The organism is Flaviramulus basaltis (assembly GCF_900114265.1).
Lineage (GTDB): Bacteria > Bacteroidota > Bacteroidia > Flavobacteriales > Flavobacteriaceae > Flaviramulus > Flaviramulus basaltis.
On the sequence record NZ_FPKV01000001.1, the window covers coordinates 70,564 to 94,845 of the forward strand.

37 protein-coding genes are annotated in these 24,282 nt (G+C 32.8%); 1 reads left to right on the forward strand and 36 read right to left on the reverse strand.

Annotated elements, in window-relative coordinates:
* Positions 1 to 42: 42 nt before the first annotated feature.
* The 36 genes from BT151_RS00335 to rpsL form a co-directional block, all read right to left on the reverse strand.
* Positions 43 to 957: a dimethylarginine dimethylaminohydrolase family protein gene (locus BT151_RS00335; RefSeq protein WP_072399567.1), complete on the reverse strand. Its 915-nt coding sequence runs from the start codon at positions 955 to 957 to the stop codon at positions 43 to 45.
* Positions 958 to 1,024: 67 nt separating this feature from the next.
* On the reverse strand, positions 1,025 to 2,311 hold the full coding sequence (locus tag BT151_RS00340; protein WP_072399568.1) for a citrate synthase: 1,287 nt from the start codon (positions 2,309 to 2,311) through the stop codon (positions 1,025 to 1,027).
* Positions 2,312 to 2,484: 173 nt separating this feature from the next.
* Positions 2,485 to 3,777, reverse strand: coding sequence for a phosphopyruvate hydratase (gene eno, locus BT151_RS00345; protein ID WP_072399569.1), 1,293 nt, complete (start codon positions 3,775 to 3,777; stop codon positions 2,485 to 2,487).
* Positions 3,778 to 3,937: 160 nt separating this feature from the next.
* Complete coding sequence (gene carA, locus BT151_RS00350; protein WP_072399570.1) at positions 3,938 to 5,041, reverse strand: glutamine-hydrolyzing carbamoyl-phosphate synthase small subunit; 1,104 nt, start codon at positions 5,039 to 5,041, stop codon at positions 3,938 to 3,940.
* 86 nt (positions 5,042 to 5,127) lie between these two features.
* Positions 5,128 to 5,601, reverse strand: coding sequence for a 50S ribosomal protein L17 (gene rplQ, locus BT151_RS00355; protein WP_072399571.1), 474 nt, complete (start codon positions 5,599 to 5,601; stop codon positions 5,128 to 5,130).
* Between the two features lie 61 nt (positions 5,602 to 5,662).
* The gene (locus BT151_RS00360; protein ID WP_072399572.1) at positions 5,663 to 6,655 is read right to left on the reverse strand and encodes a DNA-directed RNA polymerase subunit alpha; all 993 of its coding nucleotides are present in this window, start codon (positions 6,653 to 6,655) and stop codon (positions 5,663 to 5,665) included.
* A gap of 21 nt (positions 6,656 to 6,676) precedes the next feature.
* Entirely contained in the window at positions 6,677 to 7,282 is a 606-nt protein-coding gene (gene rpsD, locus BT151_RS00365) for a 30S ribosomal protein S4 (RefSeq protein ID WP_072399573.1), read from the reverse strand.
* 174 nt (positions 7,283 to 7,456) lie between these two features.
* The gene (gene rpsK, locus BT151_RS00370; protein WP_034043346.1) at positions 7,457 to 7,840 is read right to left on the reverse strand and encodes a 30S ribosomal protein S11; all 384 of its coding nucleotides are present in this window, start codon (positions 7,838 to 7,840) and stop codon (positions 7,457 to 7,459) included.
* Positions 7,841 to 7,941: 101 nt separating this feature from the next.
* Positions 7,942 to 8,316 (reverse strand): 30S ribosomal protein S13, encoded by a 375-nt coding sequence (rpsM, locus tag BT151_RS00375; protein ID WP_072399574.1) that lies wholly within the window; start codon positions 8,314 to 8,316, stop codon positions 7,942 to 7,944.
* A gap of 2 nt (positions 8,317 to 8,318) precedes the next feature.
* Positions 8,319 to 8,435: a type B 50S ribosomal protein L36 gene (gene ykgO, locus BT151_RS00380; RefSeq protein ID WP_013305171.1), complete on the reverse strand. Its 117-nt coding sequence runs from the start codon at positions 8,433 to 8,435 to the stop codon at positions 8,319 to 8,321.
* A gap of 4 nt (positions 8,436 to 8,439) precedes the next feature.
* A complete protein-coding gene (infA, locus tag BT151_RS00385; protein ID WP_007094967.1) occupies positions 8,440 to 8,655 on the reverse strand; it encodes a translation initiation factor IF-1 in 216 nt (71 codons plus the stop codon).
* A 10-nt stretch (positions 8,656 to 8,665) separates the two neighbouring features.
* The gene (secY, locus tag BT151_RS00390) at positions 8,666 to 10,012 is read right to left on the reverse strand and encodes a preprotein translocase subunit SecY (RefSeq protein ID WP_072399575.1); all 1,347 of its coding nucleotides are present in this window, start codon (positions 10,010 to 10,012) and stop codon (positions 8,666 to 8,668) included.
* A gap of 14 nt (positions 10,013 to 10,026) precedes the next feature.
* Complete coding sequence (gene rplO, locus BT151_RS00395) at positions 10,027 to 10,479, reverse strand: 50S ribosomal protein L15 (protein WP_072399576.1); 453 nt, start codon at positions 10,477 to 10,479, stop codon at positions 10,027 to 10,029.
* A gap of 13 nt (positions 10,480 to 10,492) precedes the next feature.
* On the reverse strand, positions 10,493 to 10,675 hold the full coding sequence (rpmD, locus tag BT151_RS00400; protein ID WP_054729595.1) for a 50S ribosomal protein L30: 183 nt from the start codon (positions 10,673 to 10,675) through the stop codon (positions 10,493 to 10,495).
* A gap of 12 nt (positions 10,676 to 10,687) precedes the next feature.
* Entirely contained in the window at positions 10,688 to 11,212 is a 525-nt protein-coding gene (rpsE, locus tag BT151_RS00405; protein ID WP_072399577.1) for a 30S ribosomal protein S5, read from the reverse strand.
* A 6-nt stretch (positions 11,213 to 11,218) separates the two neighbouring features.
* On the reverse strand, positions 11,219 to 11,575 hold the full coding sequence (gene rplR, locus BT151_RS00410) for a 50S ribosomal protein L18 (protein ID WP_072399578.1): 357 nt from the start codon (positions 11,573 to 11,575) through the stop codon (positions 11,219 to 11,221).
* Positions 11,576 to 11,585: 10 nt separating this feature from the next.
* A complete protein-coding gene (rplF, locus tag BT151_RS00415; protein ID WP_072399579.1) occupies positions 11,586 to 12,128 on the reverse strand; it encodes a 50S ribosomal protein L6 in 543 nt (180 codons plus the stop codon).
* Positions 12,129 to 12,145: 17 nt separating this feature from the next.
* Positions 12,146 to 12,544, reverse strand: coding sequence for a 30S ribosomal protein S8 (gene rpsH, locus BT151_RS00420; RefSeq protein WP_072399580.1), 399 nt, complete (start codon positions 12,542 to 12,544; stop codon positions 12,146 to 12,148).
* A 68-nt stretch (positions 12,545 to 12,612) separates the two neighbouring features.
* Positions 12,613 to 12,882 (reverse strand): 30S ribosomal protein S14, encoded by a 270-nt coding sequence (gene rpsN / locus BT151_RS00425; protein ID WP_072399581.1) that lies wholly within the window; start codon positions 12,880 to 12,882, stop codon positions 12,613 to 12,615.
* Between the two features lie 3 nt (positions 12,883 to 12,885).
* A complete protein-coding gene (gene rplE, locus BT151_RS00430; RefSeq protein ID WP_072399582.1) occupies positions 12,886 to 13,437 on the reverse strand; it encodes a 50S ribosomal protein L5 in 552 nt (183 codons plus the stop codon).
* Between the two features lie 2 nt (positions 13,438 to 13,439).
* On the reverse strand, positions 13,440 to 13,751 hold the full coding sequence (gene rplX, locus BT151_RS00435) for a 50S ribosomal protein L24 (RefSeq protein ID WP_072399583.1): 312 nt from the start codon (positions 13,749 to 13,751) through the stop codon (positions 13,440 to 13,442).
* A gap of 14 nt (positions 13,752 to 13,765) precedes the next feature.
* Entirely contained in the window at positions 13,766 to 14,134 is a 369-nt protein-coding gene (rplN, locus tag BT151_RS00440; RefSeq protein ID WP_019386277.1) for a 50S ribosomal protein L14, read from the reverse strand.
* A 2-nt stretch (positions 14,135 to 14,136) separates the two neighbouring features.
* Positions 14,137 to 14,394 (reverse strand): 30S ribosomal protein S17, encoded by a 258-nt coding sequence (gene rpsQ, locus BT151_RS00445; RefSeq protein ID WP_072399584.1) that lies wholly within the window; start codon positions 14,392 to 14,394, stop codon positions 14,137 to 14,139.
* Positions 14,395 to 14,406: 12 nt separating this feature from the next.
* Entirely contained in the window at positions 14,407 to 14,598 is a 192-nt protein-coding gene (rpmC, locus tag BT151_RS00450) for a 50S ribosomal protein L29 (RefSeq protein ID WP_034043309.1), read from the reverse strand.
* A 13-nt stretch (positions 14,599 to 14,611) separates the two neighbouring features.
* Positions 14,612 to 15,031 carry a 50S ribosomal protein L16 gene (rplP, locus tag BT151_RS00455; protein ID WP_072399585.1) on the reverse strand — a complete coding sequence of 140 codons (420 nt, stop codon included), beginning with the start codon at positions 15,029 to 15,031 and terminating at the stop codon, positions 14,612 to 14,614.
* 21 nt (positions 15,032 to 15,052) lie between these two features.
* Positions 15,053 to 15,781, reverse strand: a complete 729-nt coding sequence (rpsC, locus tag BT151_RS00460; RefSeq protein ID WP_067147346.1) for a 30S ribosomal protein S3 — start codon at positions 15,779 to 15,781, stop codon at positions 15,053 to 15,055.
* Positions 15,782 to 15,788: 7 nt separating this feature from the next.
* Positions 15,789 to 16,196, reverse strand: coding sequence for a 50S ribosomal protein L22 (gene rplV, locus BT151_RS00465; protein WP_072399586.1), 408 nt, complete (start codon positions 16,194 to 16,196; stop codon positions 15,789 to 15,791).
* 6 nt (positions 16,197 to 16,202) lie between these two features.
* Positions 16,203 to 16,481: a 30S ribosomal protein S19 gene (rpsS, locus tag BT151_RS00470; protein ID WP_072399587.1), complete on the reverse strand. Its 279-nt coding sequence runs from the start codon at positions 16,479 to 16,481 to the stop codon at positions 16,203 to 16,205.
* 3 nt (positions 16,482 to 16,484) lie between these two features.
* Positions 16,485 to 17,312 (reverse strand): 50S ribosomal protein L2, encoded by an 828-nt coding sequence (gene rplB, locus BT151_RS00475; protein WP_072399588.1) that lies wholly within the window; start codon positions 17,310 to 17,312, stop codon positions 16,485 to 16,487.
* A gap of 10 nt (positions 17,313 to 17,322) precedes the next feature.
* Positions 17,323 to 17,613, reverse strand: a complete 291-nt coding sequence (rplW, locus tag BT151_RS00480) for a 50S ribosomal protein L23 (protein WP_072399589.1) — start codon at positions 17,611 to 17,613, stop codon at positions 17,323 to 17,325.
* Positions 17,614 to 17,618: 5 nt separating this feature from the next.
* Positions 17,619 to 18,248, reverse strand: coding sequence for a 50S ribosomal protein L4 (gene rplD, locus BT151_RS00485; RefSeq protein ID WP_072399590.1), 630 nt, complete (start codon positions 18,246 to 18,248; stop codon positions 17,619 to 17,621).
* Positions 18,248 to 18,865: a 50S ribosomal protein L3 gene (gene rplC / locus BT151_RS00490; protein ID WP_072399591.1), complete on the reverse strand. Its 618-nt coding sequence runs from the start codon at positions 18,863 to 18,865 to the stop codon at positions 18,248 to 18,250. Before rplC ends, rplD begins: the two co-directional genes overlap by 1 nt.
* A 119-nt stretch (positions 18,866 to 18,984) precedes the next feature.
* Complete coding sequence (gene rpsJ, locus BT151_RS00495) at positions 18,985 to 19,290, reverse strand: 30S ribosomal protein S10 (protein WP_007650482.1); 306 nt, start codon at positions 19,288 to 19,290, stop codon at positions 18,985 to 18,987.
* Positions 19,291 to 19,301: 11 nt separating this feature from the next.
* Complete coding sequence (fusA, locus tag BT151_RS00500; RefSeq protein WP_072399592.1) at positions 19,302 to 21,428, reverse strand: elongation factor G; 2,127 nt, start codon at positions 21,426 to 21,428, stop codon at positions 19,302 to 19,304.
* 5 nt (positions 21,429 to 21,433) lie between these two features.
* The gene (rpsG, locus tag BT151_RS00505) at positions 21,434 to 21,910 is read right to left on the reverse strand and encodes a 30S ribosomal protein S7 (protein ID WP_072399593.1); all 477 of its coding nucleotides are present in this window, start codon (positions 21,908 to 21,910) and stop codon (positions 21,434 to 21,436) included.
* A gap of 21 nt (positions 21,911 to 21,931) precedes the next feature.
* Positions 21,932 to 22,306: a 30S ribosomal protein S12 gene (gene rpsL, locus BT151_RS00510; RefSeq protein ID WP_042499114.1), complete on the reverse strand. Its 375-nt coding sequence runs from the start codon at positions 22,304 to 22,306 to the stop codon at positions 21,932 to 21,934.
* Between the two features lie 178 nt (positions 22,307 to 22,484).
* Here rpsL and BT151_RS00515 point away from each other — a divergent pair, with 178 nt between their 5' ends.
* The gene (locus BT151_RS00515) at positions 22,485 to 24,179 is read left to right on the forward strand and encodes a POTRA domain-containing protein (RefSeq protein ID WP_084647814.1); all 1,695 of its coding nucleotides are present in this window, start codon (positions 22,485 to 22,487) and stop codon (positions 24,177 to 24,179) included.
* Positions 24,180 to 24,282: the final 103 nt, after the last annotated feature.

Here is a 24,282-nt window from a genome sequence, read left to right on the forward strand (position 1 = left end):
CGAAAAAAAATAATTTTATGGTATTTAAATTTATAAGAAAAATTAATCTCTTATTAAGGGCATAGTTGTACAACGCAATAAGCCTCCTTGTTTAGATATTTCAGCATAAGGTACTTCTTCAACTGTAAATCCTTGTTTGCGTAACCAAGTATTTAAACGAGTAAAGGTTTTTTCTGAAATAATAACATCTTCTGAAATGGAGAAAATGTTACTATTCATTTCATACATTTCATCTTTAGTAATTTCAAAAACGTTTTCTTTTCCAAAGAAATCAACTAACCAGTTATATTCCTTTTCTATTAAAAATCCGTTTTTATGAAGTATTGCTTTATCTTTTCCAATAGGCTGGAAACAACAATCTAAATGCAAAGCATTTTCCTTTGCGTTGGTATTCGATTTTCGAAGTTCAAAAGACTTCACAATCTTATCAGGAAATAGCTCTTGAATAGCAATTACAGCATCCATATTGGTGCGTGCAGTAATTAAGTCTGGGTAATCTTCACCAGAATATGTTCCTATAAAAATATAATCGTTCCAAGGCATGACATCACCGCCTTCTACATGGCATTCTTCTGGTAATATAATTCGATTTTCACTATCTACTTGATTCCAAATATATCCAATAGCTTCAATTTCTCTATCTCTATCTGGCAAAATATTGGCGCGGATAATTTTATCTTCTATAACAAATGCAATATCTCTAGAAAATATTTGATTACAATCTTTAATAACCTCTGGTCTAAAAACTTTAACATCATATTTTTTAAACACCTTAGCAACAGCTTCCATTTCTAAAGCCATATCAGATTCTTTTGGGTAAGTTTCTGCTAAAACATGCTCTACACTTTTAGGATCGTAGCAATCTTCAACTTTTGGAATAGATCCATTACTTTCGGCTGTTCCTAATATTACAGCACGAAGTCTTGAAGTTTCATTTTTGATATTAAGTTGTAACATGTTGTAAATATAAAAAAGCTCCATAAGTATTAACTTATGAAGCTTCATGTTTTTTATAATTTAAAAACTATCTTTTATTTATTGGCACAAACTTTCTTTCTGTTTCACCTATATAAACTTGTCTTGGTCTACCAATTGGCTCTTTGCGTAAACGCATTTCACGCCATTGTGCAATCCAACCTGGCAAACGCCCTAGAGCAAACATTACAGTAAACATATCTGTTGGTATCCCCATACCTCTATAAATTATTCCAGAGTAAAAATCTACGTTAGGATATAATTTTCTATCTACAAAGTATTTATCTTCTAAAGCTTCTTTTTCAAGACCTTTTGCTATATCTAAAATCGGATCTTCAACACCTAAATTACCCAATACTTCATCAGCTGCTTTTTTAATAATTTTAGCACGCGGATCGAAGTTTTTGTAAACACGGTGTCCAAATCCCATTAAACGAAAAGGATCACTTTTATCCTTTGCTTTTGCCATATACTTTTTAGTATCTCCTCCATCTTCTTTAATAGCTTCTAGCATTTCTAATACTGCTTGGTTTGCACCACCATGAAGTGGTCCCCAAAGTGCAGAAATACCTGCCGAAATTGAAGCAAATAATCCAGCGTGAGATGATCCAACAATCCTTACGGTAGATGTTGAACAGTTTTGTTCGTGATCTGCATGAAGAATTAAAAGTTTATCTAAAGCATCAACTAAAATTTTATTTTGAATATAACAAGCATTAGGCTGTCTAAACATCATTTTCAAAATATTTTCAACATAACCTAATTCATTATCACCATAATCAAGTGGTAAACCTTGTTTTTTACGAAGTGTCCATGCCACTAAAACAGGAAATTTACCTAAAATCTTTACTACAGATTTATACATATCCTCTTCTGAATCAACATTTACTGATGATGGATTAAATGCTGTTAACGCACTAGTTAAAGAAGATATTACACCCATTGGATGTGCCGTTTTAGGAAAGGCGTCTAATATTTTTTTTATGTCTTCATCAACAATTGATTGCGCCTTAATATCTGTATGAAATTTATCATTTTGTTCTTTAGTTGGTAATTCACCAAAGATTAAAAGGTAAGCTACTTCTAAAAAATCGGCCTTTTCAGCTAATTCTTCAATAGAATATCCACGATATCTTAAAATTCCTTTTTCACCATCTAAAAATGTAATTGCACTTTCACAAGAACCTGTGTTTTTATAACCAGGATCAATAGTAATAACACCTCCTGTAGTACCTCTTAGACTAGAAATATCTATTGCAATTTCATCTTCTGTTCCTTTTATTAAAGGATATTCACTTTTTTGACCGTTGATTTCTATAGTAGCAGTATTTGCCATATTTTGTAATGAATTTTTATATTAATATGCAGAAAGCTAAATTACGAAATATACCTTGATTTTTAAAGATTATTCCGAATGATTTAATCGATTAACATATTATTAAAATTGATACAAATAAAAAAGCGATTATTAAAAAATAATCGCTTTTTAAATATAAACTTAATAGAATATTATTTTATTTTGAATGCTTTTTCTTGAGGAAAATAAGCAACTTCTCCTAATTCTTCTTCTATACGAAGTAGTTGATTGTATTTTGCCATACGATCACTACGCGAAGCAGAACCTGTTTTAATTTGACCTGTGTTTAAAGCTACTGCTAAATCTGCAATAGTGTTATCCTCTGTTTCTCCCGAACGGTGAGACATTACCGAAGTATAACCTGCATTATGCGCCATGTTAACGGCTGCAATAGTTTCGGTTAATGTACCTATTTGATTTACTTTAATAAGTATTGAATTAGCTATACCATTTTCAATACCTCTTGATAAACGCTCAACATTAGTAACAAATAAATCATCACCAACTAATTGTACTTTATCTCCAACTAATTCTGTTAAGTATTTCCAACCATCCCAGTCATTTTCATCCATTCCATCTTCAATAGAAATTATAGGATACTTTTCAACCAATTCAGCTAAATAATCTGCTTGTTCTTTACTTGTTCTTATAACACCAGTTTCTCCTTCAAACTTAGTATAATCGTATTTTCCATCTACATAAAATTCCGCCGAAGCACAATCTAAAGCGATTTTTACTTCGTCACCATATTTATAACCAGCGTTTTCTACAGCTTTTGCAATAGTCTCTAAAGCATCTTCTGTACCACCTGCTAAGTTTGGAGCAAATCCACCTTCATCACCAACTGCTGTACTTAAGCCTCTATCGTGTAATACTTTTTTAAGATTATGGAAAATTTCTGTTCCCATTTGCATTGCATGCGTAAAGTTTTTAGCTTTTACAGGCATAATCATAAACTCTTGAAATGCAATTGGTGCATCACTATGAGAACCACCATTAATGATATTCATCATTGGTAATGGTAATGTATTAGCTGAAACTCCTCCCACATATCTATATAATGGTAAACCTAATTCTCCTGCTGCTGCTTTTGCAACTGCTAAAGAAACTCCTAAAATAGCATTAGCTCCTAATTTAGATTTGTTTGGTGTACCATCTAAATCAATCATAATTTGATCGATTAAATTTTGTTCAAATACTGAAACTCCTAATAATTCTTGAGCAATTATAGAATTCACATTATCTACGGCTTTTAATACACCTTTACCCATATATGCTTTTCCTCCATCACGCAATTCTACTGCCTCATGTTCTCCTGTTGAAGCTCCAGATGGTACAGCTGCTCTTCCTAATACATCATTTTCTGTTACAACATCTACTTCAACTGTAGGATTACCTCTTGAATCTAGAATTTGTCTTGCGTGGATATTAATTATAATGCTCATAATTGGTTTGTTTTTTAAACTTTTATTATTTCAAATTTACGGTTAAATCTTCTTTTTATTTAATGGTTTTTAAAGAAATTAGTAAAATAACTTCTATAACGTTTTAGTTAACAAAAAACCTCAAAAACATTTTTGTATAATTGAGGTTTTAATAAATTTTCTATTTTTTAATATTATCCATAAATTGATCAAAAAGATATGAGGAATCATGAGGTCCTGGACTTGCTTCTGGATGATATTGAACGGAAAAACAATTTTTATTTTTCATAGCTAAACCAGCAACAGTATAATCATTTAAATGCACATGCGTTATTTCTAAATCTGGATGTTTTTCTGCTTGTTCTCTATTAACAGCAAATCCATGATTTTGGGAAGTAATTTCTCCTTTACCTGTTTTAATATTTTTTACTGGATGATTAATCCCTCTGTGTCCATTATGCATTTTATATGTTGAAACACCATTAGCAAGTGCTATCACTTGATGCCCTAAACAAATACCAAACAGCGGTAAATTTCTTTTTATAATTTCTTTCGCTACTTCTTGAGCTTCTACTAAAGGCTCTGGATCTCCAGGTCCGTTTGATAAAAAATACCCATCTGGATTAAACGCTTCTAAATCTTCAAACTTACTATTGTATGGGAAAACCTTAATATAAACATCTCTTTTGGCAAAATTTCTTAAAATATTTTTTTTAATACCTATATCCAAAGCTGCTATTTTATATGTAGCATTTTCTTCACCAAAGTAATAGGGTTCTTTAGTTGAAACTTTTGATGATAATTCAAGACCTATCATATTTGGTACTTCCGCTAATTGTTTTTTTAAGCCTTCAATGTTATCTACTTCAGTAGAAATAACAGCATTCATGGCACCATTGTCTCTTATATAACTTACCAAAGCTCTGGTATCAACATCAGATATCGCTAAGAGATTATTTTTATCTAAGAAATTTTCTAAAGAATCGTCTGCTGTATCTCTAGAGTATTCATAGCTAAAGTTTTTTACAATAAGTCCAGCAATTTTAATCGAATCAGATTCTACTTCATCAACATTAGTCCCATAGTTACCAATATGTGCATTAGTAGCTATCATTAATTGACCGTAGTAAGAAGGGTCTGTAAAAATTTCTTGATAACCAGTCATTCCTGTATTAAAACAAACTTCTCCAAAAGCTGTTCCTTGTTTATTACCTACAGCTTTACCGTAAAAAATTGTACCATCTGCTAAAAGAACAATGGCTTTTTGTCTATTTTGATATTTCATGTTTTTTGAAAAGTTTTACAAAATTGCATAAAAAAAAGGATAAACTAAAATAGTTTATCCTTTATATTTTAAATGCTTATTAACATTTATTCTTCTTCGTTTGATGCTTTAGTTTCAACAGGAGCAGCAGCGGCTGGTTTAGAACCACCTCTTCTACTTCTACGAGTTGTTTTCTTCTCTGTTTTACCAGCGTTGTAAATCTCGTTATAATCTACTAATTCGATCATAGCCATATCTGCATTATCACCTAAACGATTACCAAGTTTAATAATTCTTGTATAACCTCCTGGTCTATCTGCAACTTTAGCAGCAACGTCTCTAAATAACTCTGCAACAGCTTCTTTTTGTCTTAGACGTGCCATAACAATACGTCTATTGTGTGTTGTATCTTCTTTAGATTTTGTAATCATTGGCTCAACAAATTGCTTTAAAGCTTTCGCTTTAGCAACTGTTGTGTTAATACGTTTGTGCTCAATTAAAGAACAAGCCATATTTGCCAACATTGATTTTCTATGTGCAGTTTTTCTACCTAAATGGTTTATTTTTTTTCCGTGTCTCATGACATTTGTTTTATCATCTTGCTACCAAACTCGACTTGCGCGAGGAGCAAAATATGATTAATTAATCTTTATCTAATTTGTATTTTGATAAATCCATTCCGAAATTTAGTCCTTTAACATTTACAAGCTCTTCAAGCTCAGTTAAAGATTTTTTACCAAAGTTTCTGAATTTCATTAAATCGTTTTTGTTGAATGATACTAAGTCTCCTAAAGTATCTACTTCTGCAGCTTTTAAACAATTAAGCGCACGAACAGATAAATCCATATCGATTAACTTAGTTTTAAGCAACTGTCTCATGTGAAGTGATTCTTCATCATAAGTTTCAGTTTGTGCTATTTCATCAGCTTCTAATGTAATACGCTCATCAGAGAATAACATGAAGTGGTGAATTAATGTTTTAGCAGCTTCAGTTAAAGCATCTTGTGGAGTAATTGATCCATCTGTAATGATTTCAAAAACTAATTTTTCATAATCAGTTTTTTGCTCAACACGATAGTTTTCAATACTATACTTAACGTTTTTTATTGGTGTATAAATTGAATCTGTAAAGATAGTACCAATTGGAGCAGCAGCTTTCTTATTTTCTTCTGCAGGTACATAACCTCTACCTTTTTCAATAGTAATTTCCATGTTAAAATTCACTTTAGGATCTAAATTACAGATTACTAACTCTGTATTTAATACTTGGAATCCTGAAATAAACTTTTGAAAATCACCAGCTGTGATACGGTCTTGACCAGATATTGAAATTGAAATTGATTCATTATCAATATCTTCAATTTGTCTTTTAAAACGAACTTGTTTTAAGTTTAAGATGATTTCTGTTACATCTTCAACAACACCAGCAATAGCTGAAAATTCATGATCTACACCTTCTATTCTAACCGATGTAATTGCAAATCCTTCTAAAGAAGAAAGCAAAACTCTTCTTAATGCGTTACCTACTGTTAATCCGTAACCAGGTTCTAAAGGGCGAAATTCGAATTTGCCTTCAAAATCTGTTGAATCAATCATGATTACTTTGTCGGGCTTTTGAAAATTAAATACTGCCATATTTGCGATTTGTATCAGTTATTATTTAGAATATAATTCGACGATGAATTGCTCGTTTATGTTTTCTGGAATTTGAATTCTAGCAGGAACAGAAACATAGGTTCCTTGCTTTGTATCATCGTTCCAAGTAATCCATTCGTATACTTGACTTGAATTTGAAAGTGATCTTTCAATGGCTTCAAGTGATTTTGATTTTTCTCTTACAGCAACAACATCACCAGCTTTTAATTGGTAAGAAGGAATATTTACTAATTCCCCATTTACAGTAATGTGTCTGTGTGAAACTAATTGTCTTGCACCGCTTCTAGTAGGAGCAACACCCATTCTAAATACTACGTTATCTAATCTAGATTCGCAAAGTTGTAATAAAACTTCACCTGTAATACCTTGAGCAGCTCTTGCACTTTTAAATAAATTTCTGAATTGACGCTCTAATATACCATAAGTATATTTTGCTTTTTGCTTTTCCATTAATTGGATTGCATATTCAGATTTTTTTCCACGACGTCTAGCGTTTCCGTGTTGACCTGGAGGATAATTTCTTTTTTCAAAAGATTTATCATCTCCAAATATAGCTTCGCCAAATTTACGAGCTATTTTAGTTTTAGGACCAGTATATCTTGCCATTTTAAATTTGTTTTTGAGAGTGATTATGAATTAAGGTCTTAATCTTATCCTTCGAAAATCGTTGATCTCTCTGTTGATACTTGTTAATTATTTTTTTCAGTTTGCAAATTTACATATAAAAAAATTAATATCAACTGTAAAAACAATTGATATTAATTTGAATATATATAGATATTAAACTCTTCTACGTTTTGGAGGACGACATCCATTATGTGGTAATGGAGTAACATCAATAATTTCTGTTACTTCTATACCTGCATTATGAATAGAACGAATAGCAGATTCTCTACCGTTTCCTGGCCCCTTAACATAAACCTTTACTTTCTTCAATCCAGCTTCTTGTGCTACACCTGCAGCATCTTCAGCAGCTAATTGAGCAGCATAAGGAGTGTTTTTCTTAGAACCTCTAAATCCCATTTTACCAGCTGAAGACCATGAAATAACATCTCCTTTTTTATTGGTAAGTGAAATAATGATGTTATTGAAAGAAGCTGTAACATGTGCTTCACCAACAGCATCTACTATAACTTTACGTTTTTTTGTGCTTGTTTTTGCCATATTTTCTAGTTTTCAGTTATTAGTTGATAGTCGCTAGAATCCTAAACCTTTATAATTTCAAACAGATTCCTTCCAACGTCTAAATACTAAAGACTAAATTATTATTTAGTTGCTTTTTTCTTATTAGCAACTGTTTTTCTTCTACCTTTTCTAGTTCTAGAGTTGTTTTTTGTACGTTGCCCTCTTAAAGGAAGTCCAGATCTATGACGAATACCTCTGTAACATCCAATATCCATTAATCGCTTAATGTTTAATTGAGTTTCAGAACGTAATTCACCTTCAATAGTGAAAGATCCAACTGCATCACGAATACCACTAATTTGGTCATCTGTCCAGTCTTGAACTTTAGTACTTTCATCAACTTTAGCTGTAGCTAAAATTTCTTTTGCTCTACTTCTACCTACTCCGTAGATATAAGTTAAAGAGATTACTCCTCTTTTGTTTTTTGGTATGTCTACACCTGCAATTCTTGCCATAATTACCCTTGTCTTTGTTTAAATCTAGGATTCTTTTTGTTTATCACGTAAAGTCTACCTTTTCTACGCACGATTTTACAATCTGCACTTCTTTTTTTAACTGATGCTCTTACTTTCATCGTATTAGTATCTATAGGTTATTCGAGCCTTAGTTAAATCGTAAGGACTCATTTCTAATTTTACTTTGTCTCCCGGTAATAATTTAATATAATGCATACGCATTTTACCAGATATATGTGCAGTCACAATGTGACCATTTTCTAATTCAACACGAAACATAGCATTTGATAATGCTTCTATAATTGTTCCGTCTTGTTCTATTGCTGCTTGTTTTGCCATAGTATAATAATTAAGCTACTGCTTTTCTATTTTTACCAGTCTTCATCAAACCATCATAGTGTCTATTCAACAAATAAGAGTTTACTTGTTGCATAGTGTCAATTGCAACTCCAACCATAATTAATAGCGAGGTTCCTCCGAAAAATAACGCCCAACCTTGTTGTACTCCCATTAGTTTAACTATAAATGCTGGGAACACAGCAATAAGAGCCAAAAACATAGAACCAGGCAAAGTAATTTGAGACATTATTTTATCTAAATATTCAGATGTTTCAGAACCAGGACGTATCCCAGGAATAAAACCACCACTACGTTTTAAGTCATCTGCCATTTTATTAGTAGGCACTGTAATTGCAGTATAAAAGTATGTAAATACTATAATTAATAAAGCAAAAGTTACGTTATACCAAAACCCAAAGATATCTGCATAATTTGTTTGCATCCATGCTCCAGCAGCTGTTTCTTTCAAGAAAGAAGACCCTCCTATTAAACTTGGTACAAACATAATTGCTTGAGCAAATATAATTGGCATAACTCCAGAAGCATTTAACTTTAAAGGAATGTACTGTCTAGAACCTGCCATTGCACTTTTTTCGTAACCCCCAGTTGCAGTTCTTCTTGCATACTGTACAGCTATTTTTCTAACTCCCATCACTAGCAGAATAGCCGCTAAAATAATCACGAACCATATTACTAATTCAAAAAGAATAAGCATTACATTATTACCTTCTAATCTAGTAGCTGCATTTTGTAAAAATGCTTGTGGTAATCTAGCAATAATACCTACCATAATTAATAGAGAAATACCATTACCTATACCTTTATCAGTGATTTTTTCTCCCAACCACATTGCAAAAATACAACCAGTTACTAAAATAGTAACCGATGAGAAATAAAATAATGGTCCAGTTCCTAATAAAAATGCGCTTTGTGGAATCCCTAAAGCTGGTAAACTTGCTAGGTAACCTGGTGCTTGTAATAAACAAATAGCAATTGTCAACCAACGTGTTATTTGATTAATTTTCTTTTGACCACTAGCTCCTTCTTTCTGCAATTTTTGCAAGTACGGAATAGCTATTCCCATTAACTGTACCACAATAGAAGCAGAAATGTAAGGCATGATACCAAGTGCAAAAACAGAAGCATTAGCAAATGCTCCACCAGTAAAGGCATTAAGTAATCCTAATAACCCTCCATCAGTTTTATCAGCTAAACCTCCTAATTGAGAAGCATCAATTCCTGGTAATACTACTTGTGCACCAAAACGATAAACCAATAACAGACCCAATGTGACTATGATTCTGTTTCTTAGTTCTTCTATTTTCCAAACATTCTTTAACGATTCTATAAATTTCATACTTATAATACGTCTTATAAAGTTACAGCTTCTCCTCCAGCAGCTTCTATAGCAGCTTTTGCTGAAGCAGTAAACTTATGAGCAGATACTTTTAATTTTGCTTTTAATTCTCCACGTCCCATTATTTTAACTAGATCATTTTTTCCAGCTAAACGGTTAGTAAATAACGTTTCAAAATCTACTGTATCTTTTATTTTCTTGTCATCAACCAATTGTTGTAAAGTATCTAAATTGATACCTTGGTATTCAACACGGTTAATATTAGTAAAACCAAATTTAGGAACACGTCTTTGAAGTGGCATTTGCCCACCTTCAAATCCTACTTTTTTAGAATAACCAGAACGAGATTTAGCTCCTTTGTGACCACGTGTAGCAGTACCACCTTTACCAGAACCTTGTCCTCTACCTATTCTTTTCCCTTGGTTTTTTACTGAACCTTCTGCAGGTTTTAAATTACTTAAATCCATTTTCAGTTTTATATTATTTTGTTTCTTCTACAGAAACTAAATGTGAAACTTTAGCAACCATACCAAGAATATTTGGTGTAGCCTCGTGCTCTTTTACTTGACCAATCTTTTTAAGACCTAGAGCTTCTAAAGTTCTTTTTTGTCTTTGAGTACGATTGATTGCGCTTTTAACTTTTGTTACTTTAATTTTTGCCATTTCTGTCCTTTATTAAGCCTTAAAAACTTGTTCAAGTGAAATACCTCTATCTTTAGCTATAGTATTAGCGTCTCTTAATTGTAATAAAGCATCAAATGTTGCTTTTACTACATTATGAGGATTTGAAGATCCTTGAGATTTTGATAATACATCATGTACACCAACTGCCTCAAGTACTGTTCTTACAGCACCACCAGCAATTACACCTGTACCAGGAGCAGCAGGAATAATATTTACTCTTGCTCCACCGTATTTACCTTTTTGCTCATGCGGTAAAGTTCCTTTTAAAATAGGAATTCTAACTAGATTTTTCTTAGCATCTTCAACAGCTTTTGCAATTGCACTAGCAACATCTTTAGATTTTCCTAAACCTTGTCCTACAACACCTGCTTCATCACCAACTACTACAATTGCTGAGAAACCAAATGCTCTACCACCTTTAGTTACTTTTGTAACTCTTTGTACACCAACTAAACGATCTTTAAGATCTAATCCACCTGGTTTTACTAACTCTGCACTTTTATATTTTTGAAACATAATTTCTTAGAATTTAAGTCCTGCCTCTCTAGCTCCTTCAGCTAATGATTTTACTCTACCGTGATATAAATATCCACCTCTATCAAAAGCTATAGTTTCTACACCAGCTTTTATAGCTTTTTCAGCAAGTGACTTACCTACTAATTTAGCTACTTCTGATTTAGTTGCTTTTGCAGCACTAATATCTTTATCTCTTGAAGATGCTGAACTGATAGTTATACCAGTTACATCATCAACTATTTGAGCATAAATTTCTTTATTACTTCTATAAACAGCTAATCTAGGTCTTGCTTCTGTACCAGAAACAACCTTACGGATTCTGCTTTTTATTCTTAGTCTTCTTTCGTTCTTTGTCAATGCCATAACTTAATTATTAAGCTGATTTACCTGCTTTTCTTCTTATTACCTCACCAACAAACTTAATTCCTTTACCTTTATAAGGTTCTGGTCTTCTAAAACCACGAATTTTTGCTGCTACCTGACCAACAAGTTGTTTATCGAATGATGTTAATTTTACAATTGGATTTTTCCCTTTTTCTGATACTGTTTCCACTTTTACTTCTGGAGCAATATCTAAAACTATATTATGAGAAAAACCTAAGGCTAAATCTAATTTTTGTCCTTGGTTTGATGCTCTATAACCTACACCTACCAATTCTAATTGTTTAGTCCATCCTTTAGATACACCTTCAATCATGTTATTCATTAAAGATCTGTATAAACCGTGTTTAGCTTTTTGATCTTTAGTATCTGAAGAACGTGTTACTAAAACATTTCCGTCTTCAACTTTTATCTCTATAGAATCGTAATTTTGTGTTAACTCTCCTAATTTTCCTTTTACAGTTACAACGTTATCTTTAACGTCAACTGTTACACCTTCTGGAATGGCTACTGGATTATTTCCTATTCTTGACATTTCTTTTCGGCTTTAAATTAGTAAACGTAACATAATACTTCTCCACCTACATTATCTCTCTTAGCTTGTTTACCTGTCATAACTCCGTGAGAAGTTGAAACAATAGCAATACCAAGACCATTTAAGATTCTAGGTAAATCATTAGCACCTGCATACTTACGTAAACCTGGTGTACTAATTCTTTGAAGTTTTTTAATTACTGGTTCTTTAGTTTCTTTATTATACTTAAGTGCTATTTTAATAGAACCCTGTACAGAAGAATCATCAAATTTGTAACTTAAAATATATCCTTGTTCGAATAATATTTTAGTGATGTCTTTTTTTAAATTAGATGCTGGTATCTCAACCACTCTGTGGTTAGCACGCACTGCATTTCTAATTCTTGTCAAATAATCCGCAATTGGATCTGAGTACATAATGAATTGATTTTGTGATCTTGGTTTTCGAACTATTTCGAACCTTAAATCTGATTATTTAAATAATATTACCAACTAGCTTTTCTTACTCCAGGAATAAGACCTTGGTTAGCCATTTCTCTAAAAGTTACACGAGATATTCCGAAAGTTCTCATATATCCTTTTGGTCTTCCTGTTAATTTACATCTATTATGCATACGAACTGGAGAAGCGTTTTTTGGTAACTTTTGTAAAGCTTCATAATCGCCAGCTTCTTTTAAAGCCTTACGTTTATCTGCATACTTAGCTACTGTTTTTGCTCTTTTTACCTCACGGGCTTTCATTGATTCTTTAGCCATATCTTAGTTCTTTTGAAAAGGTAATCCTAATTCGGTTAATAATGATTTTGCTTCTTTATCAGTCTCTGCAGTTGTTACAAATGTAATATCCATACCAGAAATTTTATTAACTTTATCAATGTTAATTTCCGGGAATATAATTTGTTCTGTAACTCCTAAATTGTAGTTACCACGTCCATCAAATCCTGTAGCTTTAATTCCGTTAAAATCTCTTACACGAGGTAAGGCAGAAGTTACTAAACGGTCTAAAAATTCATACATTCTTTGTCCACGTAAAGTTACTTTAACACCAATTGGCATTCCTTTACGTAATTTAAAAGAAGCAACATCTTTTTTAGAAATTGTTGCTATAGCTTTTTGTCCAGATATATTAGTTACCTCTTCTACTGCGTAGTCAATTAACTTTTTGTCTGCTACAGCTGCTCCAACACCTTTAGATATTACTATCTTAGTAAGTTTAGGAACTTGCATAACATTTTTATATCCAAATTCTTCTGTAAGAGCTGCAATTACTCTGCTTTTATACTCTTCTTTAAGTCTAGGTGAATATGCCATAACTATATTACTTCATTAGATTTTGTTGAAAATCTTACTTTTTTATCGCCTTCTACTCTAAAACCAATTCTTGTTGTTTCTCCTTTTGAAGTTAACAATGATAAATTAGAAATATGAATAGCTGCTTCTTTCTCTACGATTCCTCCTTGAGGGTTTTGCGCACTTGGTTTAGTATGTTTCTTAACCATGTTTACTCCCTCAACAATCGCTTTGTTCTTTTCTATCAATACTTTTTGTACTTTACCTTCAGATCCTTTATGATCTCCAGCAATTACCTTTACAGTATCTCCAGTTTTTATTTTAAGCTTTGTCATCTTACATTGATGTATTAAAGCACCTCTGGTGCTAATGATACAATTTTCATGAATTGTTTATCACGAAGTTCTCTAGCAACAGGACCAAAAACACGTGTACCTCTCATTTCACCCGTTGGGTTTAATAAAACACAAGCATTATCGTCAAATCTTATATAAGATCCGTCCGGTCTTCTTACTTCTTTTTTAGTACGAACAACAACTGCAGTAGAAACAGCACCTTTTTTAATGTTTCCATTAGGTGTTGCATCTTTTACAGAAACAACAATTTTGTCTCCTACAGAAGCGTATCTTCTTTTAGTACCACCTAAAACACGGATAGTTAAAACTTCCTTTGCTCCAGTGTTATCTGCTACTTTTAATCTTGATTCTTGCTGTACCATAATTATTTAGCTCTTTCTATGATTTCAACTAATCTCCAACATTTAGATTTACTTAAAGGTCTTGTTTCCATGATCTTTACAGTATCACCAATGTTACAATCGTTTGTTTCGTCGTGTGCAACGTATTTTTTCGTTTTTAACACGAACTTACCATACATAGGATGTTTTACTTTTTTAACTTCAGCAACCACAATTGATTTCTGCATTTTGTTACTAGTAACAACTCCTATACGTTCTTTTCTTAAATTTCTTGTTTCCATCTTTCAGCAGAATTATTGTAATTCTCTTTTAGTTAATTCAGTCGCAATTCTTGCTACAGTTCTTCTTATAGAACGTAATTGAATTGGATTTTCTAAAGGAGATATTGCATGAGCTAATTTTAGGTCAGAATAACTCTTTTTTGTTTCACCAAGTTTCTCTTGTAACTCAGCTACAGATAATTCTTTAATTTCTGATTGTTTCATAATATCAAATAAATTATGCTTCGTAATCTCTAGCAATTAAAAACTTAGTTTTTACAGGTAATTTTTGTGCTGCTAAGCGTAATGCTTCTTTTGCAACATCTAGAGGCACTCCTCCAATTTCAAAAATCACTCTGCCTGGCTTACAAACAGCAACCCAGTACTCAACGGCACCTTTACCTTTACCCATACGTACTTCAAGAGGCTTTTTTGTAATAGGCTTATCTGGAAATACTTTAATCCAAAGTTGTCCTTCTCTTTTCATGTAACGAGTAGCAGCAATACGAGCAGCTTCAATTTGACGCGATGTCAAAAAAGTTGAGTCTAATACTTTTATTCCAAAAGTTCCGCTTGAAAGTTGGTTTCCTCTTTGAGAAAGACCTTTCATACGTCCCTTTTGTTGCTTACGAAATTTTGTTCTTTTAGGCTGTAACATTTTTCTTTACTTTATAAAAAATTACTTTCTACGACGAGGTTTGTTGTCTCTGTTTCCGCCACGTCCTCCGGCTCCACCTTTTCCTTGCTTCTTAGATAATCCAACAAGCGGAGAAAGTTCTCTTTTACCATATACTTCACCTTTCATGATCCATACTTTAACACCCAATCTACCATAAGTAGTGTGCGCCTCAACTAAAGCATAATCGATATCGGCTCTAAAGGTTGATAAAGGAATACGTCCTTCTTTATAGTGTTCACTACGTGCCATTTCAGCACCATTTAAACGACCACTAATTTGGATTTTAATTCCTTCAGCATTCATACGCATTGTAGCAGCAATAGCCATCTTAATTGCACGTCTGTATGAAATTCTATTTTCAATTTGACGAGCGATGCTTGATCCTACTAAAAATGCATCAAGTTCAGGTCTTTTAATTTCAAAGATGTTAATCTGAACTTCTTTACCAGTAATTTTCTTAAGTTCTTCTTTTAACTTGTCTACCTCTTGACCTCCTTTACCAATAATGATACCTGGACGAGCCGTTGTGATAGTAACGGTTACAAGTTTTAAAGTTCTCTCAATAATTACTCTACTAACACTAGCTTTAGATAAACGTGCATGAACGTATTTTCTAATTTTATCGTCTTCGGCAAGCTTGTCTCCATAATCATTACCTCCGTACCAGTTAGATTCCCATCCTCTGATAATACCTAAGCGATTCCCGATTGGATTTGTTTTTTGTCCCATATCTATCTTAGCTTTGTGTGTTATTTTTTGCTCCAACTACTAATGTAACGTGGTTAGAACGTTTTCTAATTCTGTGTGCACGACCTTGAGGTGCTGGACGTAATCTTTTTAACATAGATCCTCCGTCAACTCTTATTTCTTTCACAACCAATTCAGCATCTTCGATACTAGCTTCTTCATTTTTAGATTGCCAGTTTGCAATTGCAGACAGTAACAATTTCTCTAAACGACCAGATGCTTCTTTTTGGTTGAATTTTAAGATATTAAGTGCATGTTCTACTTTTTCGCCTCTTACTAAATCAGCTACTAAACGCATTTTTCTTGGTGATGTAGGACAATTATTAAGTTTAGCAAAAGCAACTTGCTTTTTCCCTTCCTTAATAGCGTCTGCCATTTGTTTTTTACGACTTCCCATAGCTTACTACTTTTTACCTTTATTTTTAGCACCTGCATGTCCACGAAATGAACGTGTTGGTGAAAATTCTCCTAATTTATGACCTACCATGTTTTCAGTTACATAAACTGGAACAAATTGACGGCCATTATGTACTGCTATTGTTTGTCCAACAAAATCTGGAGTAATCATACTAGCTCTTGACCAGGTTTTGATTACTGTTTTTTTGTTAGCTTCAACATTGGTAGCCACTTTTTTCTCTAGTTTATAATGAACGTAAGGTCCTTTTTTTAATGATCTTGCCATGTCTTATTTCTTTCTACGTTCAACAATATATTTATTACTTGCATTCTTTTTAGAACGTGTTCTGTATCCTTTAGCTGGAATACCGTTTCTAGAACGAGGATGTCCACCTGAAGATTTACCTTCACCACCACCCATTGGGTGATCAACTGGATTCATAACAACTGGTCTTGTACGTGGACGTCTACCTAACCATCTTGTTCTACCTGCTTTACCAGAGACTAACAATTGATGATCTGAATTAGAAACAACACCTACAGTAGCCATACAGTTAACAAGAATTAATCTTGTTTCACCTGAAGGCAATTTAATAGTTGCAAACTTACCATCTCTTGCCATTAACTGAGCAAAAGCACCAGCACTACGAGCCATAATAGCTCCTTGTCCTGGACGTAACTCTAAACATGAAATAATAGTTCCTAATGGAATCTCACTTAAAGGCATTGAATTTCCAATTTCTGGAGCAATTCCTTCTTTACCAGATACTAAATTCTGCCCAACTTGTAAACCATTTTGAGCAATAATGTATCTTTTTTCACCGTCTTGATAATTCAACAACGCGATAAAAGCGGTTCTGTTTGGATCGTATTCGATAGACTTAACTTCTGCTGGAATTCCAGCTTTGTCACGTTTAAAATCGATAATACGATACTTTCTTTTATGACCTCCACCTATATAGCGCATGGTCATTTTTCCTTGACTGTTTCTACCACCAGACCTTTTATTCGGAGCTAATAAACTTTTCTCCGGCTTATCAGTAGTTATGGCGTCAAATCCATTTACTACTCTAAATCGCTGTCCTGGTGTGATTGGTTTTAATTTTCTTACTGACATTTTTGTCTAATTACATGTTACTGTATAAATCAATCATTTCACCTTCCGCCAGTTGTACAATTGCTTTTTTAACAGCATTTGTTTTACCATGTTGAATACCAGTTTTTGTAAACTTGGTACTACGATCTGGACGGACATTTATAGTACGAACTTTTTCAACAGAAACACCATAAGCAGCCTCAACCGCTTTTTTGATTTCTACCTTGTTCGCCTTTGTCTTCACTGCGAATGTATAGCAATTTCTTAACTCGCTATTTGCAGTCGCTTTTTCTGTGATTATAGGTTTAATTAAGATACTCATGGTTTCTATTTACTTAAATTTGTTTCAATTCCTGCTAAAGCCCCTTCTAAAAGCACTACTTGATTTGCATTCAAAATTTTGTAAGTACTTAATTCTGAAGAAGTTATAACTTCTGAGCCTTTTAAATTGCGCGATGACAAATATACATTATTATTTGACGCACCCAACACAAATAAAGACTTTTTGTTTTCTAGGTCTAATGCCTTTAAAACTGCTGTAAAATTCTTAGTCTTTACAGAATCAAAATTAAAGTCTTCTAAAACTGTAATTGATTGCTCTCCTGCTTTGATACTTAGAGCTGATTTACGAGCTAATCGCTTAAGGTTTTTATTAAGTTTGAAGCTGTAATTTCTAGGTCTTGGACCGAACATACGACCACCACCTTTAAATACACCAGACTTAATACTACCTGCTCTTGCTGTACCAGTTCCTTTTTGCTTTTTAATCTTACGTGTACTTCCAGAAATCTCAGCTCTTTCTTTCGATTTGTGAGTTCCTTGACGTTGGTTTGCTAAATATTGTTTAACATCCAAATATACAGCGTGATTATTAGGCTCAATAGCGAACACATCTTTAGAAAGGTCTGCCTTTCTACCTGTGTCTTTTCCGTTTATATCTAAAACTGCTACTTTCATTATTTTCTAATAATTACATAAGCGTTTTTATGTCCAGGCACACAACCTTTAACAACTAGTAGATTCTTTTCAGCAACTACTTTTAAAACTCTTAAATTTTGAACTTTAACTGTGTCTCCACCCATTCTTCCTGCCATTTTCATTCCTTTGAAAACTCTTGCAGGATAAGATGCAGCTCCAATAGATCCTGGCGCTCTTAAACGGTTATGTTGACCGTGAGTAGCTTGACCTACACCACCGAAACCATGACGTTTTACAACACCTTGAAACCCTTTACCCTTAGATGTTCCTGCTACATCAACAAATTCACCTTCGGCGAAATGTTCAACAGTGATTGCATCTCCTAATTTGTACTCCGCATCAAAACCTTTAAATTCAACGATTTTGCGTTTTACAGAAGTTCCTGCTTTTTTAGCATGACCTTGGTCAGCCTTAGTAGCACTTTTTTCTGTCGCGTCATCGAAACCTAATTGAACAGCTTTATAACCGTCAACCTCTTCAGTTCTGACTTGGGTAACGATACATGGTCCAGCTTCGATTACTGTACAAGGAATATTTTTCCCGTTTTCATCAAAGATGCTGGTCATACCGATTTTTTTTCCAATTAACCCAGACATAATTATTATTTATTTATTGTTACTATTTATTAAAATTCAAGGCTGAAAATACGTTTCAGCCTTGAATTGTATTTTTACCGTTTTTCCTTAACCATCGTTAAGGACATGTTTTCTTTTACTTAAACCTTAATCTCTACTTCTACTCCACTTGGTAATTCAAGTTTCATTAAAGCGTCAATTGTTTTTGAAGACGAAGAGTAAATATCTAATAATCTCTTGTAAGAGCTTAATTGAAATTGTTCTCTAGACTTCTTGTTTACGTGAGGTGAACGTAATACAGTGAAAATTTTCTTGTGTGTTGGTAACGGAATTGGTCCAGTTACAACAGCTCCAGTACTTTTTACTGTTTTTACAATCTTATCAGCAGATTTATCTACTAAGTTATGATCGTAAGACTTTAATTTTATTCTGATTTTTTGACTCATTTTCTTAACTTTTAAGATTGTTCTCCTTTAGCTGCTTTAATTACTTCTTCTGAAATACTAGAAGGAGTTTCAGCATAATGTGAAAATTCCATTGTTGATGTAGCACGACCTGAAGATAATGTTCTTAATGTTGTTACATATCCAAACATTTCTGATAATGGCACAGTAGCTTTTACAGTTTTTGCACCTGCTCTATCTCCCATGTCACTTACTTGACCTCTTCTTCTGTTTAAATCCCCAACGATATCACCCATATTTTCTTCAGGAGTAATTACCTCAAGTTTCATAATAGGCTCCATAATTACAGCTTTTGCTGCTTTGGCACAGTTCTTAAATCCAATTTTAGCTGCTAATTCGAAAGATAATTGATCCGAATCCACATCATGATAAGAACCGTCTTTCAAAGTGACTTTCATTGCATCAATTTCGTAGCCTGCTAATGGACCATTAACCATTGCCATTTTAAATCCTTTTTCAATTGATGGAATAAATTCTTTAGGAACGTTACCACCTTTAATTATAGATTCGAATTGAAGTCCTGTTACACCTTCATCAGCTGGTTCTACTGTAAATACAATATCAGCAAATTTCCCACGACCACCAGATTGCTTTTTATAAACCTCTCTATGATCTGCAGAAGCAGTAATAGCTTCTTTATATTCTACTTGTGGTTGACCTTGATTTACTTCTACTTTAAATTCGCGACGTAAACGATCTACAATTACATCTAAGTGAAGCTCACCCATTCCAGAAATAATTGTCTGTCCTGAAGCTTCATCTGAACGCACTGTAAATGTAGGATCCTCTTCAGCTAATTTAGCTAAACCAATACCTAATTTGTCAACATCTGCTTTAGTTTTTGGTTCTACCGCAATACCAATTACTGGATCTGGGAAGTCCATAGATTCTAAAACTATAGGATGTTTTTCATCTGAAAGTGTATCTCCTGTTTTTATAGATTTAAATCCAACAGCAGCTCCAATATCTCCAGCCTCGATAAAATCGATAGCGTTTTGCTTATTAGCATGCATTTGGTAGATACGAGAAATACGTTCTTTTTTTCCTGAACGATTATTTAACACATAAGAACCTGCGTCTAAACGACCAGAATATGCTCTAAAGAAAGCTAAACGTCCTACAAAAGGATCTGTAGCAATCTTAAATGCTAATGCTGCAAATGGCTCATCCACACTTGGTTTACGTAATTCTTCTTTTTCCGTATCTGGATTCATTCCTTTAATACCCTCTTTATCCATTGGAGAAGGCAAGTAACGACATACAGCGTCTAATAAGAATTGTACACCTTTATTTTTAAAAGCAGAACCACAAATCATAGGAATGATTGCCATATCCATCACAGCAGCTCTAAGTGCAGCATGCACTTCTTCTTCTGTAATAGAATTTTCATCTTCCATAAATTTTTCTAAAAGATTTTCATCATAACTCGCTACTTCTTCAATTAAAAGTGCACGATATTTACGAGCTTCATCTTTCATATCCTCAGGAATATCGATAACATCGAAAGTCGCTCCTTGAGTATCATCATGCCATATAATAGCACGATTTTTTACTAAATCAATAACACCTTTAAAATCTTCCTCGTCACCAATGTTTAAAACTATTGGCACCGCATTAGACTTTAACATGTCCTTTACTTGTTGGCAAACACTTAAAAAGTCTGACCCTTGACGGTCCATTTTATTAACGAAACCAATTCTTGGCACTTTATAATTATCTGCTAGTCTCCAGTTAGTTTCAGATTGTGGTTCAACACCATCAACTGCACTAAACAAGAAAACCAAACCATCTAGTACACGTAACGAACGATTTACTTCAACCGTAAAATCTACGTGACCAGGTGTATCAATAATATTAAAATGATATTCCTTCGAATTATCTGTTGGCTCACCATTTACCCTTGGAAATACCCATTCACAAGTTGTAGCAGCAGAAGTAATTGTAATACCTCTTTCTTGCTCTTGTTCCATCCAGTCCATTGTAGCAGCACCATCATGCACTTCTCCAATTTTATGCGAAACCCCTGTGTAATAAAGAATACGCTCTGTAGTAGTAGTTTTACCAGCATCAATATGCGCAGCAATACCTATATTTCTTGTTAATTTTAAATCTCTAGCCATATCTATTAAAATCTAAAGTGAGAGAATGCTTTGTTTGCTTCTGCCATTTTATGAGTATCAACTCTTTTCTTAACAGCCGCTCCTTCTTCTTTAGCTGCTGCTAAAATTTCTGAAGCTAAACGTAACGCCATAGATTTTTCATTTCTTTTACGTGAATAGCTAATTAACCATTTCATTGCAGTTGAAACTTTTCTATCTGGACGAATTTGCATTGGAATTTGGAATGTTGCACCACCAACACGACGACTACGTACTTCTACGTGAGGCATAACGTTTGATAAAGCATCTTTCCATGTTTCTAAAGCTGATTTCTCTTCGTCAGTTTTTTTTGAGTCTACAATGTCAATTGCATCGTAAAATACTTTAAAAGCTACCGATTTCTTACCATCCCACATCATCATGTTAACGAAACGAGTCACTAACTGGTCGTTAAAACGTGGATCCGGTAAAAGCGGTCTCTTTTTTGCTGCTCTTTTTCTCATGTCTTCTTCTTAAAGTTTTAATTACTTTTTAGGGCGTTTTGCACCATACTTAGATCTACGCTGTGTTCTACCTGCAACACCTGCTGTGTCTAAGGCACCACGAACGATGTGATATCTAACTCCTGGCAAATCTTTTACCCTTCCACCTCTAACCAATACTATCGAGTGCTCTTGTAAATTGTGTCCTTCTCCACCAATGTATGCATTAACCTCGTTACCGTTTGTTAAACGAACCCTTGCCACCTTACGCATTGCTGAGTTAGGTTTTTTAGGAGTTGTTGTGTAAACACGAGTACATACACCACGTCTTTGCGGACACGAATTTAAAGCAGCCGATTTACTCTTCTTGGTTATTTTGGCTCTTCCTTTTCGTACTAATTGTGAAATTGTTGGCATATATATTATATATAAATTTTAAAATCCTCTTCTAAGAGGGCTGCAAAGGTAGAAATTAAAATGAATATTTCAAACCCTAAATCATTAATTTTCAATAGAATTTAAAAAATATTTTATTAACTATATTATTACTCTTGTTTTTCCGTTAGATTTACAGAATAAAATAGCTGCTTAAAACGTGCAAAAAACTCCTTTTTTATACCTTATTATATGTATACTTTTTTCAACGAAATTATTTTGCCAAAGCTTACACTTAAAAATCCAAGGAAAAACCATCTACGAAACAAGGATTATTGATTCTTTAAACTATTTAAACACCCACAAGAATTACAAATCTATAAACAATGAAGTAGATTCAATTCAAAAAGCACTTTATAAGAAAGGCTTTATTGAAAATGAGTTAAAATTTTTAAGAAAAATAAATGACTCCACTTTCAGTGCTGAGTTTTATTTAAAAAAGAAATTCAACACCATATACATATACTACAAAAAAACTGAAGTTGACGCTTCAATTATTGAGATGATTTCAAAAGATATATTTGATGATTATTTCAAATTAAATTTTAGTGAGATTGAAAACACCTTAACTTTTATTAATTCCAAAATTTCTGAGAAAGGGAGACCTTTTTCTAAATTATATTTATCCAATATTAGAATTAGAGATAACTCAAATATAGAAGGCTCTTTAATTATTGAATCAACTCAACAAAAAAGATCTATAAATAATATAGTTGTTAAAGGTTATGAAAAATTCCCGCAATCTTATTTAAAGCATTATTTAAAAATTAAGCCAAAACAGATTTTTGATTTAAATAAAATAAAAAACAAAATAAACCAACTTAATAACTTAATCTTTGCTAAAGAAATAAAATCACCTGAAGTATTATTTTCAAAAGATTCAACAACGCTTTATTTATATTTAGAAAAAACAAAAAGCAATGCTTTTGATGGCTTTTTAGGTTTTGGTACAAATGAAGTAACCAGCAAATTGGAATTTGATGGTTACTTAAATTTAAATCTTGTAAACAACTTAAACTTTGGCGAGTCATTTAGATTATTATATAAGAGCGACGAAAACGATCAAAAAACTTTTGAAGTTGATGTATCTCTTCCTTATTTATTTAAATCTCCTATTGGAGCTGATTTTTTATTACGGATTTTCAAAAGGGATTCATCATTCACTACTACAAATCAATCTGCAAAATTACATTATCAAATAAATTCAAAACATAAAATTTACGCTGGCATAATTGCAACGGAATCAAACAATCTGCTAAGAGAAAATTTTAATTCAACAATATCTAATTACAAAACACAATACTTAACTATTGCTTACCAATTTTTAAAGCCCCAATTTTACAATGTGCTTTTTCCAACAAAATCAAAACTCTATTTTGAAACAGGTTTTGGAGGTAGAAAAACTTCAAATAGTACAGAAAGGCAAAATCAAATTACAATTGACGCTTTCAATATCTTTAACTTGAATCAAAAAAACAGCATATATTTTAGAATTAATGGAGCTAATTTGATATCGGACACATATTTTGAAAATGAGCTATTAAGATTTGGAGGAATTAATTCAATTAGAGGCTTTGAAGAAAACAGTCTATTTTCAAACTTATATGGATTGGTCAATACCGAATATAGGTTTCAACTAAATAATGCCATTTATATACATTCAATAATTGATGCTGCATATTTTGAAAACAAAATTATCAATACTAAAGAAAAGCTTTATGGTTATGGCTTTGGTTTTGGCATTCTCACCAAAGCTGGATTATTTAAATTTAATTACGCTAATGGCAAAAATGAGAATATCAAATTTAAACTATCCAATTCTAAAATACATCTCAGTTTGACAACTATTTTTTAATCGATTTTTACAGATTTGTTAAATTCGTTAAATATTTCTCAAATTTTAACCATTATTTATTGTTTTATTAACTTTTTATTATGATTTTTGGCGTTGACTAATT

Bases quoted from the DNA above. Each gene is read 5' to 3' on its own strand.
- BT151_RS00335 (WP_072399567.1), bottom strand. From the start codon at position 957: ATGTTACAACTTAATATCAAAAATGAAACTTCAAGACTTCGTGCTGTA.
- BT151_RS00340 (WP_072399568.1), bottom strand. From the start codon at position 2,311: ATGGCAAATACTGCTACTATAGAAATCAACGGTCAAAAAAGTGAATAT.
- eno (WP_072399569.1), bottom strand. From the start codon at position 3,777: ATGAGCATTATAATTAATATCCACGCAAGACAAATTCTAGATTCAAGA.
- carA (WP_072399570.1), bottom strand. From the start codon at position 5,041: ATGAAATATCAAAATAGACAAAAAGCCATTGTTCTTTTAGCAGATGGT.
- rplQ (WP_072399571.1), bottom strand. From the start codon at position 5,601: ATGAGACACGGAAAAAAAATAAACCATTTAGGTAGAAAAACTGCACAT.
- BT151_RS00360 (WP_072399572.1), bottom strand. From the start codon at position 6,655: ATGGCAGTATTTAATTTTCAAAAGCCCGACAAAGTAATCATGATTGAT.
- rpsD (WP_072399573.1), bottom strand. From the start codon at position 7,282: ATGGCAAGATATACTGGTCCTAAAACTAAAATAGCTCGTAAATTTGGC.
- rpsK (WP_034043346.1), bottom strand. From the start codon at position 7,840: ATGGCAAAAACAAGCACAAAAAAACGTAAAGTTATAGTAGATGCTGTT.
- rpsM (WP_072399574.1), bottom strand. From the start codon at position 8,316: ATGGCAAGAATTGCAGGTGTAGACATACCAAAAAACAAAAGAGGAGTA.
- ykgO (WP_013305171.1), bottom strand. From the start codon at position 8,435: ATGAAAGTAAGAGCATCAGTTAAAAAAAGAAGTGCAGATTGTAAAATC.
- infA (WP_007094967.1), bottom strand. From the start codon at position 8,655: ATGGCAAAACAAGCAGCAATAGAACAAGACGGAACAATTATAGAAGCA.
- secY (WP_072399575.1), bottom strand. From the start codon at position 10,012: ATGAAATTTATAGAATCGTTAAAGAATGTTTGGAAAATAGAAGAACTA.
- rplO (WP_072399576.1), bottom strand. From the start codon at position 10,479: ATGGATTTAAGTAATTTAAAACCTGCAGAAGGTTCAGTAAAAAACCAA.
- rpmD (WP_054729595.1), bottom strand. From the start codon at position 10,675: ATGGCAAAAATTAAAGTAACAAAAGTTAAAAGCGCAATCAATCGTACT.
- rpsE (WP_072399577.1), bottom strand. From the start codon at position 11,212: ATGTTTCAAAAATATAAAAGTGCAGAGTTAGTAAAACCAGGTGGATTA.
- rplR (WP_072399578.1), bottom strand. From the start codon at position 11,575: ATGGCATTGACAAAGAACGAAAGAAGACTAAGAATAAAAAGCAGAATC.
- rplF (WP_072399579.1), bottom strand. From the start codon at position 12,128: ATGTCAAGAATAGGAAATAATCCAGTAGCCATTCCAGAAGGTGTAACA.
- rpsH (WP_072399580.1), bottom strand. From the start codon at position 12,544: ATGTACTCAGATCCAATTGCGGATTATTTGACAAGAATTAGAAATGCA.
- rpsN (WP_072399581.1), bottom strand. From the start codon at position 12,882: ATGGCTAAAGAATCAATGAAAGCCCGTGAGGTAAAAAGAGCAAAAACA.
- rplE (WP_072399582.1), bottom strand. From the start codon at position 13,437: ATGGCATATTCACCTAGACTTAAAGAAGAGTATAAAAGCAGAGTAATT.
- rplX (WP_072399583.1), bottom strand. From the start codon at position 13,751: ATGACAAAGCTTAAAATAAAAACTGGAGATACTGTAAAGGTAATTGCT.
- rplN (WP_019386277.1), bottom strand. From the start codon at position 14,134: ATGGTACAGCAAGAATCAAGATTAAAAGTAGCAGATAACACTGGAGCA.
- rpsQ (WP_072399584.1), bottom strand. From the start codon at position 14,394: ATGGAAACAAGAAATTTAAGAAAAGAACGTATAGGAGTTGTTACTAGT.
- rpmC (WP_034043309.1), bottom strand. From the start codon at position 14,598: ATGAAACAATCAGAAATTAAAGAATTATCTGTAGCTGAGTTACAAGAG.
- rplP (WP_072399585.1), bottom strand. From the start codon at position 15,031: ATGTTACAGCCTAAAAGAACAAAATTTCGTAAGCAACAAAAGGGACGT.
- rpsC (WP_067147346.1), bottom strand. From the start codon at position 15,781: ATGGGACAAAAAACAAATCCAATCGGGAATCGCTTAGGTATTATCAGA.
- rplV (WP_072399586.1), bottom strand. From the start codon at position 16,196: ATGGGAAGTCGTAAAAAACAAATGGCAGACGCTATTAAGGAAGGGAAA.
- rpsS (WP_072399587.1), bottom strand. From the start codon at position 16,481: ATGGCAAGATCATTAAAAAAAGGACCTTACGTTCATTATAAACTAGAG.
- rplB (WP_072399588.1), bottom strand. From the start codon at position 17,312: ATGTCAGTAAGAAAATTAAAACCAATCACACCAGGACAGCGATTTAGA.
- rplW (WP_072399589.1), bottom strand. From the start codon at position 17,613: ATGAGTATCTTAATTAAACCTATAATCACAGAAAAAGCGACTGCAAAT.
- rplD (WP_072399590.1), bottom strand. From the start codon at position 18,248: ATGAAAGTAGCAGTTTTAGATATAAACGGAAAAGACACAGGTAGAAAG.
- rplC (WP_072399591.1), bottom strand. From the start codon at position 18,865: ATGTCTGGGTTAATTGGAAAAAAAATCGGTATGACCAGCATCTTTGAT.
- rpsJ (WP_007650482.1), bottom strand. From the start codon at position 19,290: ATGAGTCAAAAAATCAGAATAAAATTAAAGTCTTACGATCATAACTTA.
- fusA (WP_072399592.1), bottom strand. From the start codon at position 21,428: ATGGCTAGAGATTTAAAATTAACAAGAAATATAGGTATTGCTGCGCAT.
- rpsG (WP_072399593.1), bottom strand. From the start codon at position 21,910: ATGAGAAAAAGAGCAGCAAAAAAGAGACCGCTTTTACCGGATCCACGT.
- rpsL (WP_042499114.1), bottom strand. From the start codon at position 22,306: ATGCCAACAATTTCACAATTAGTACGAAAAGGAAGAGCCAAAATAACC.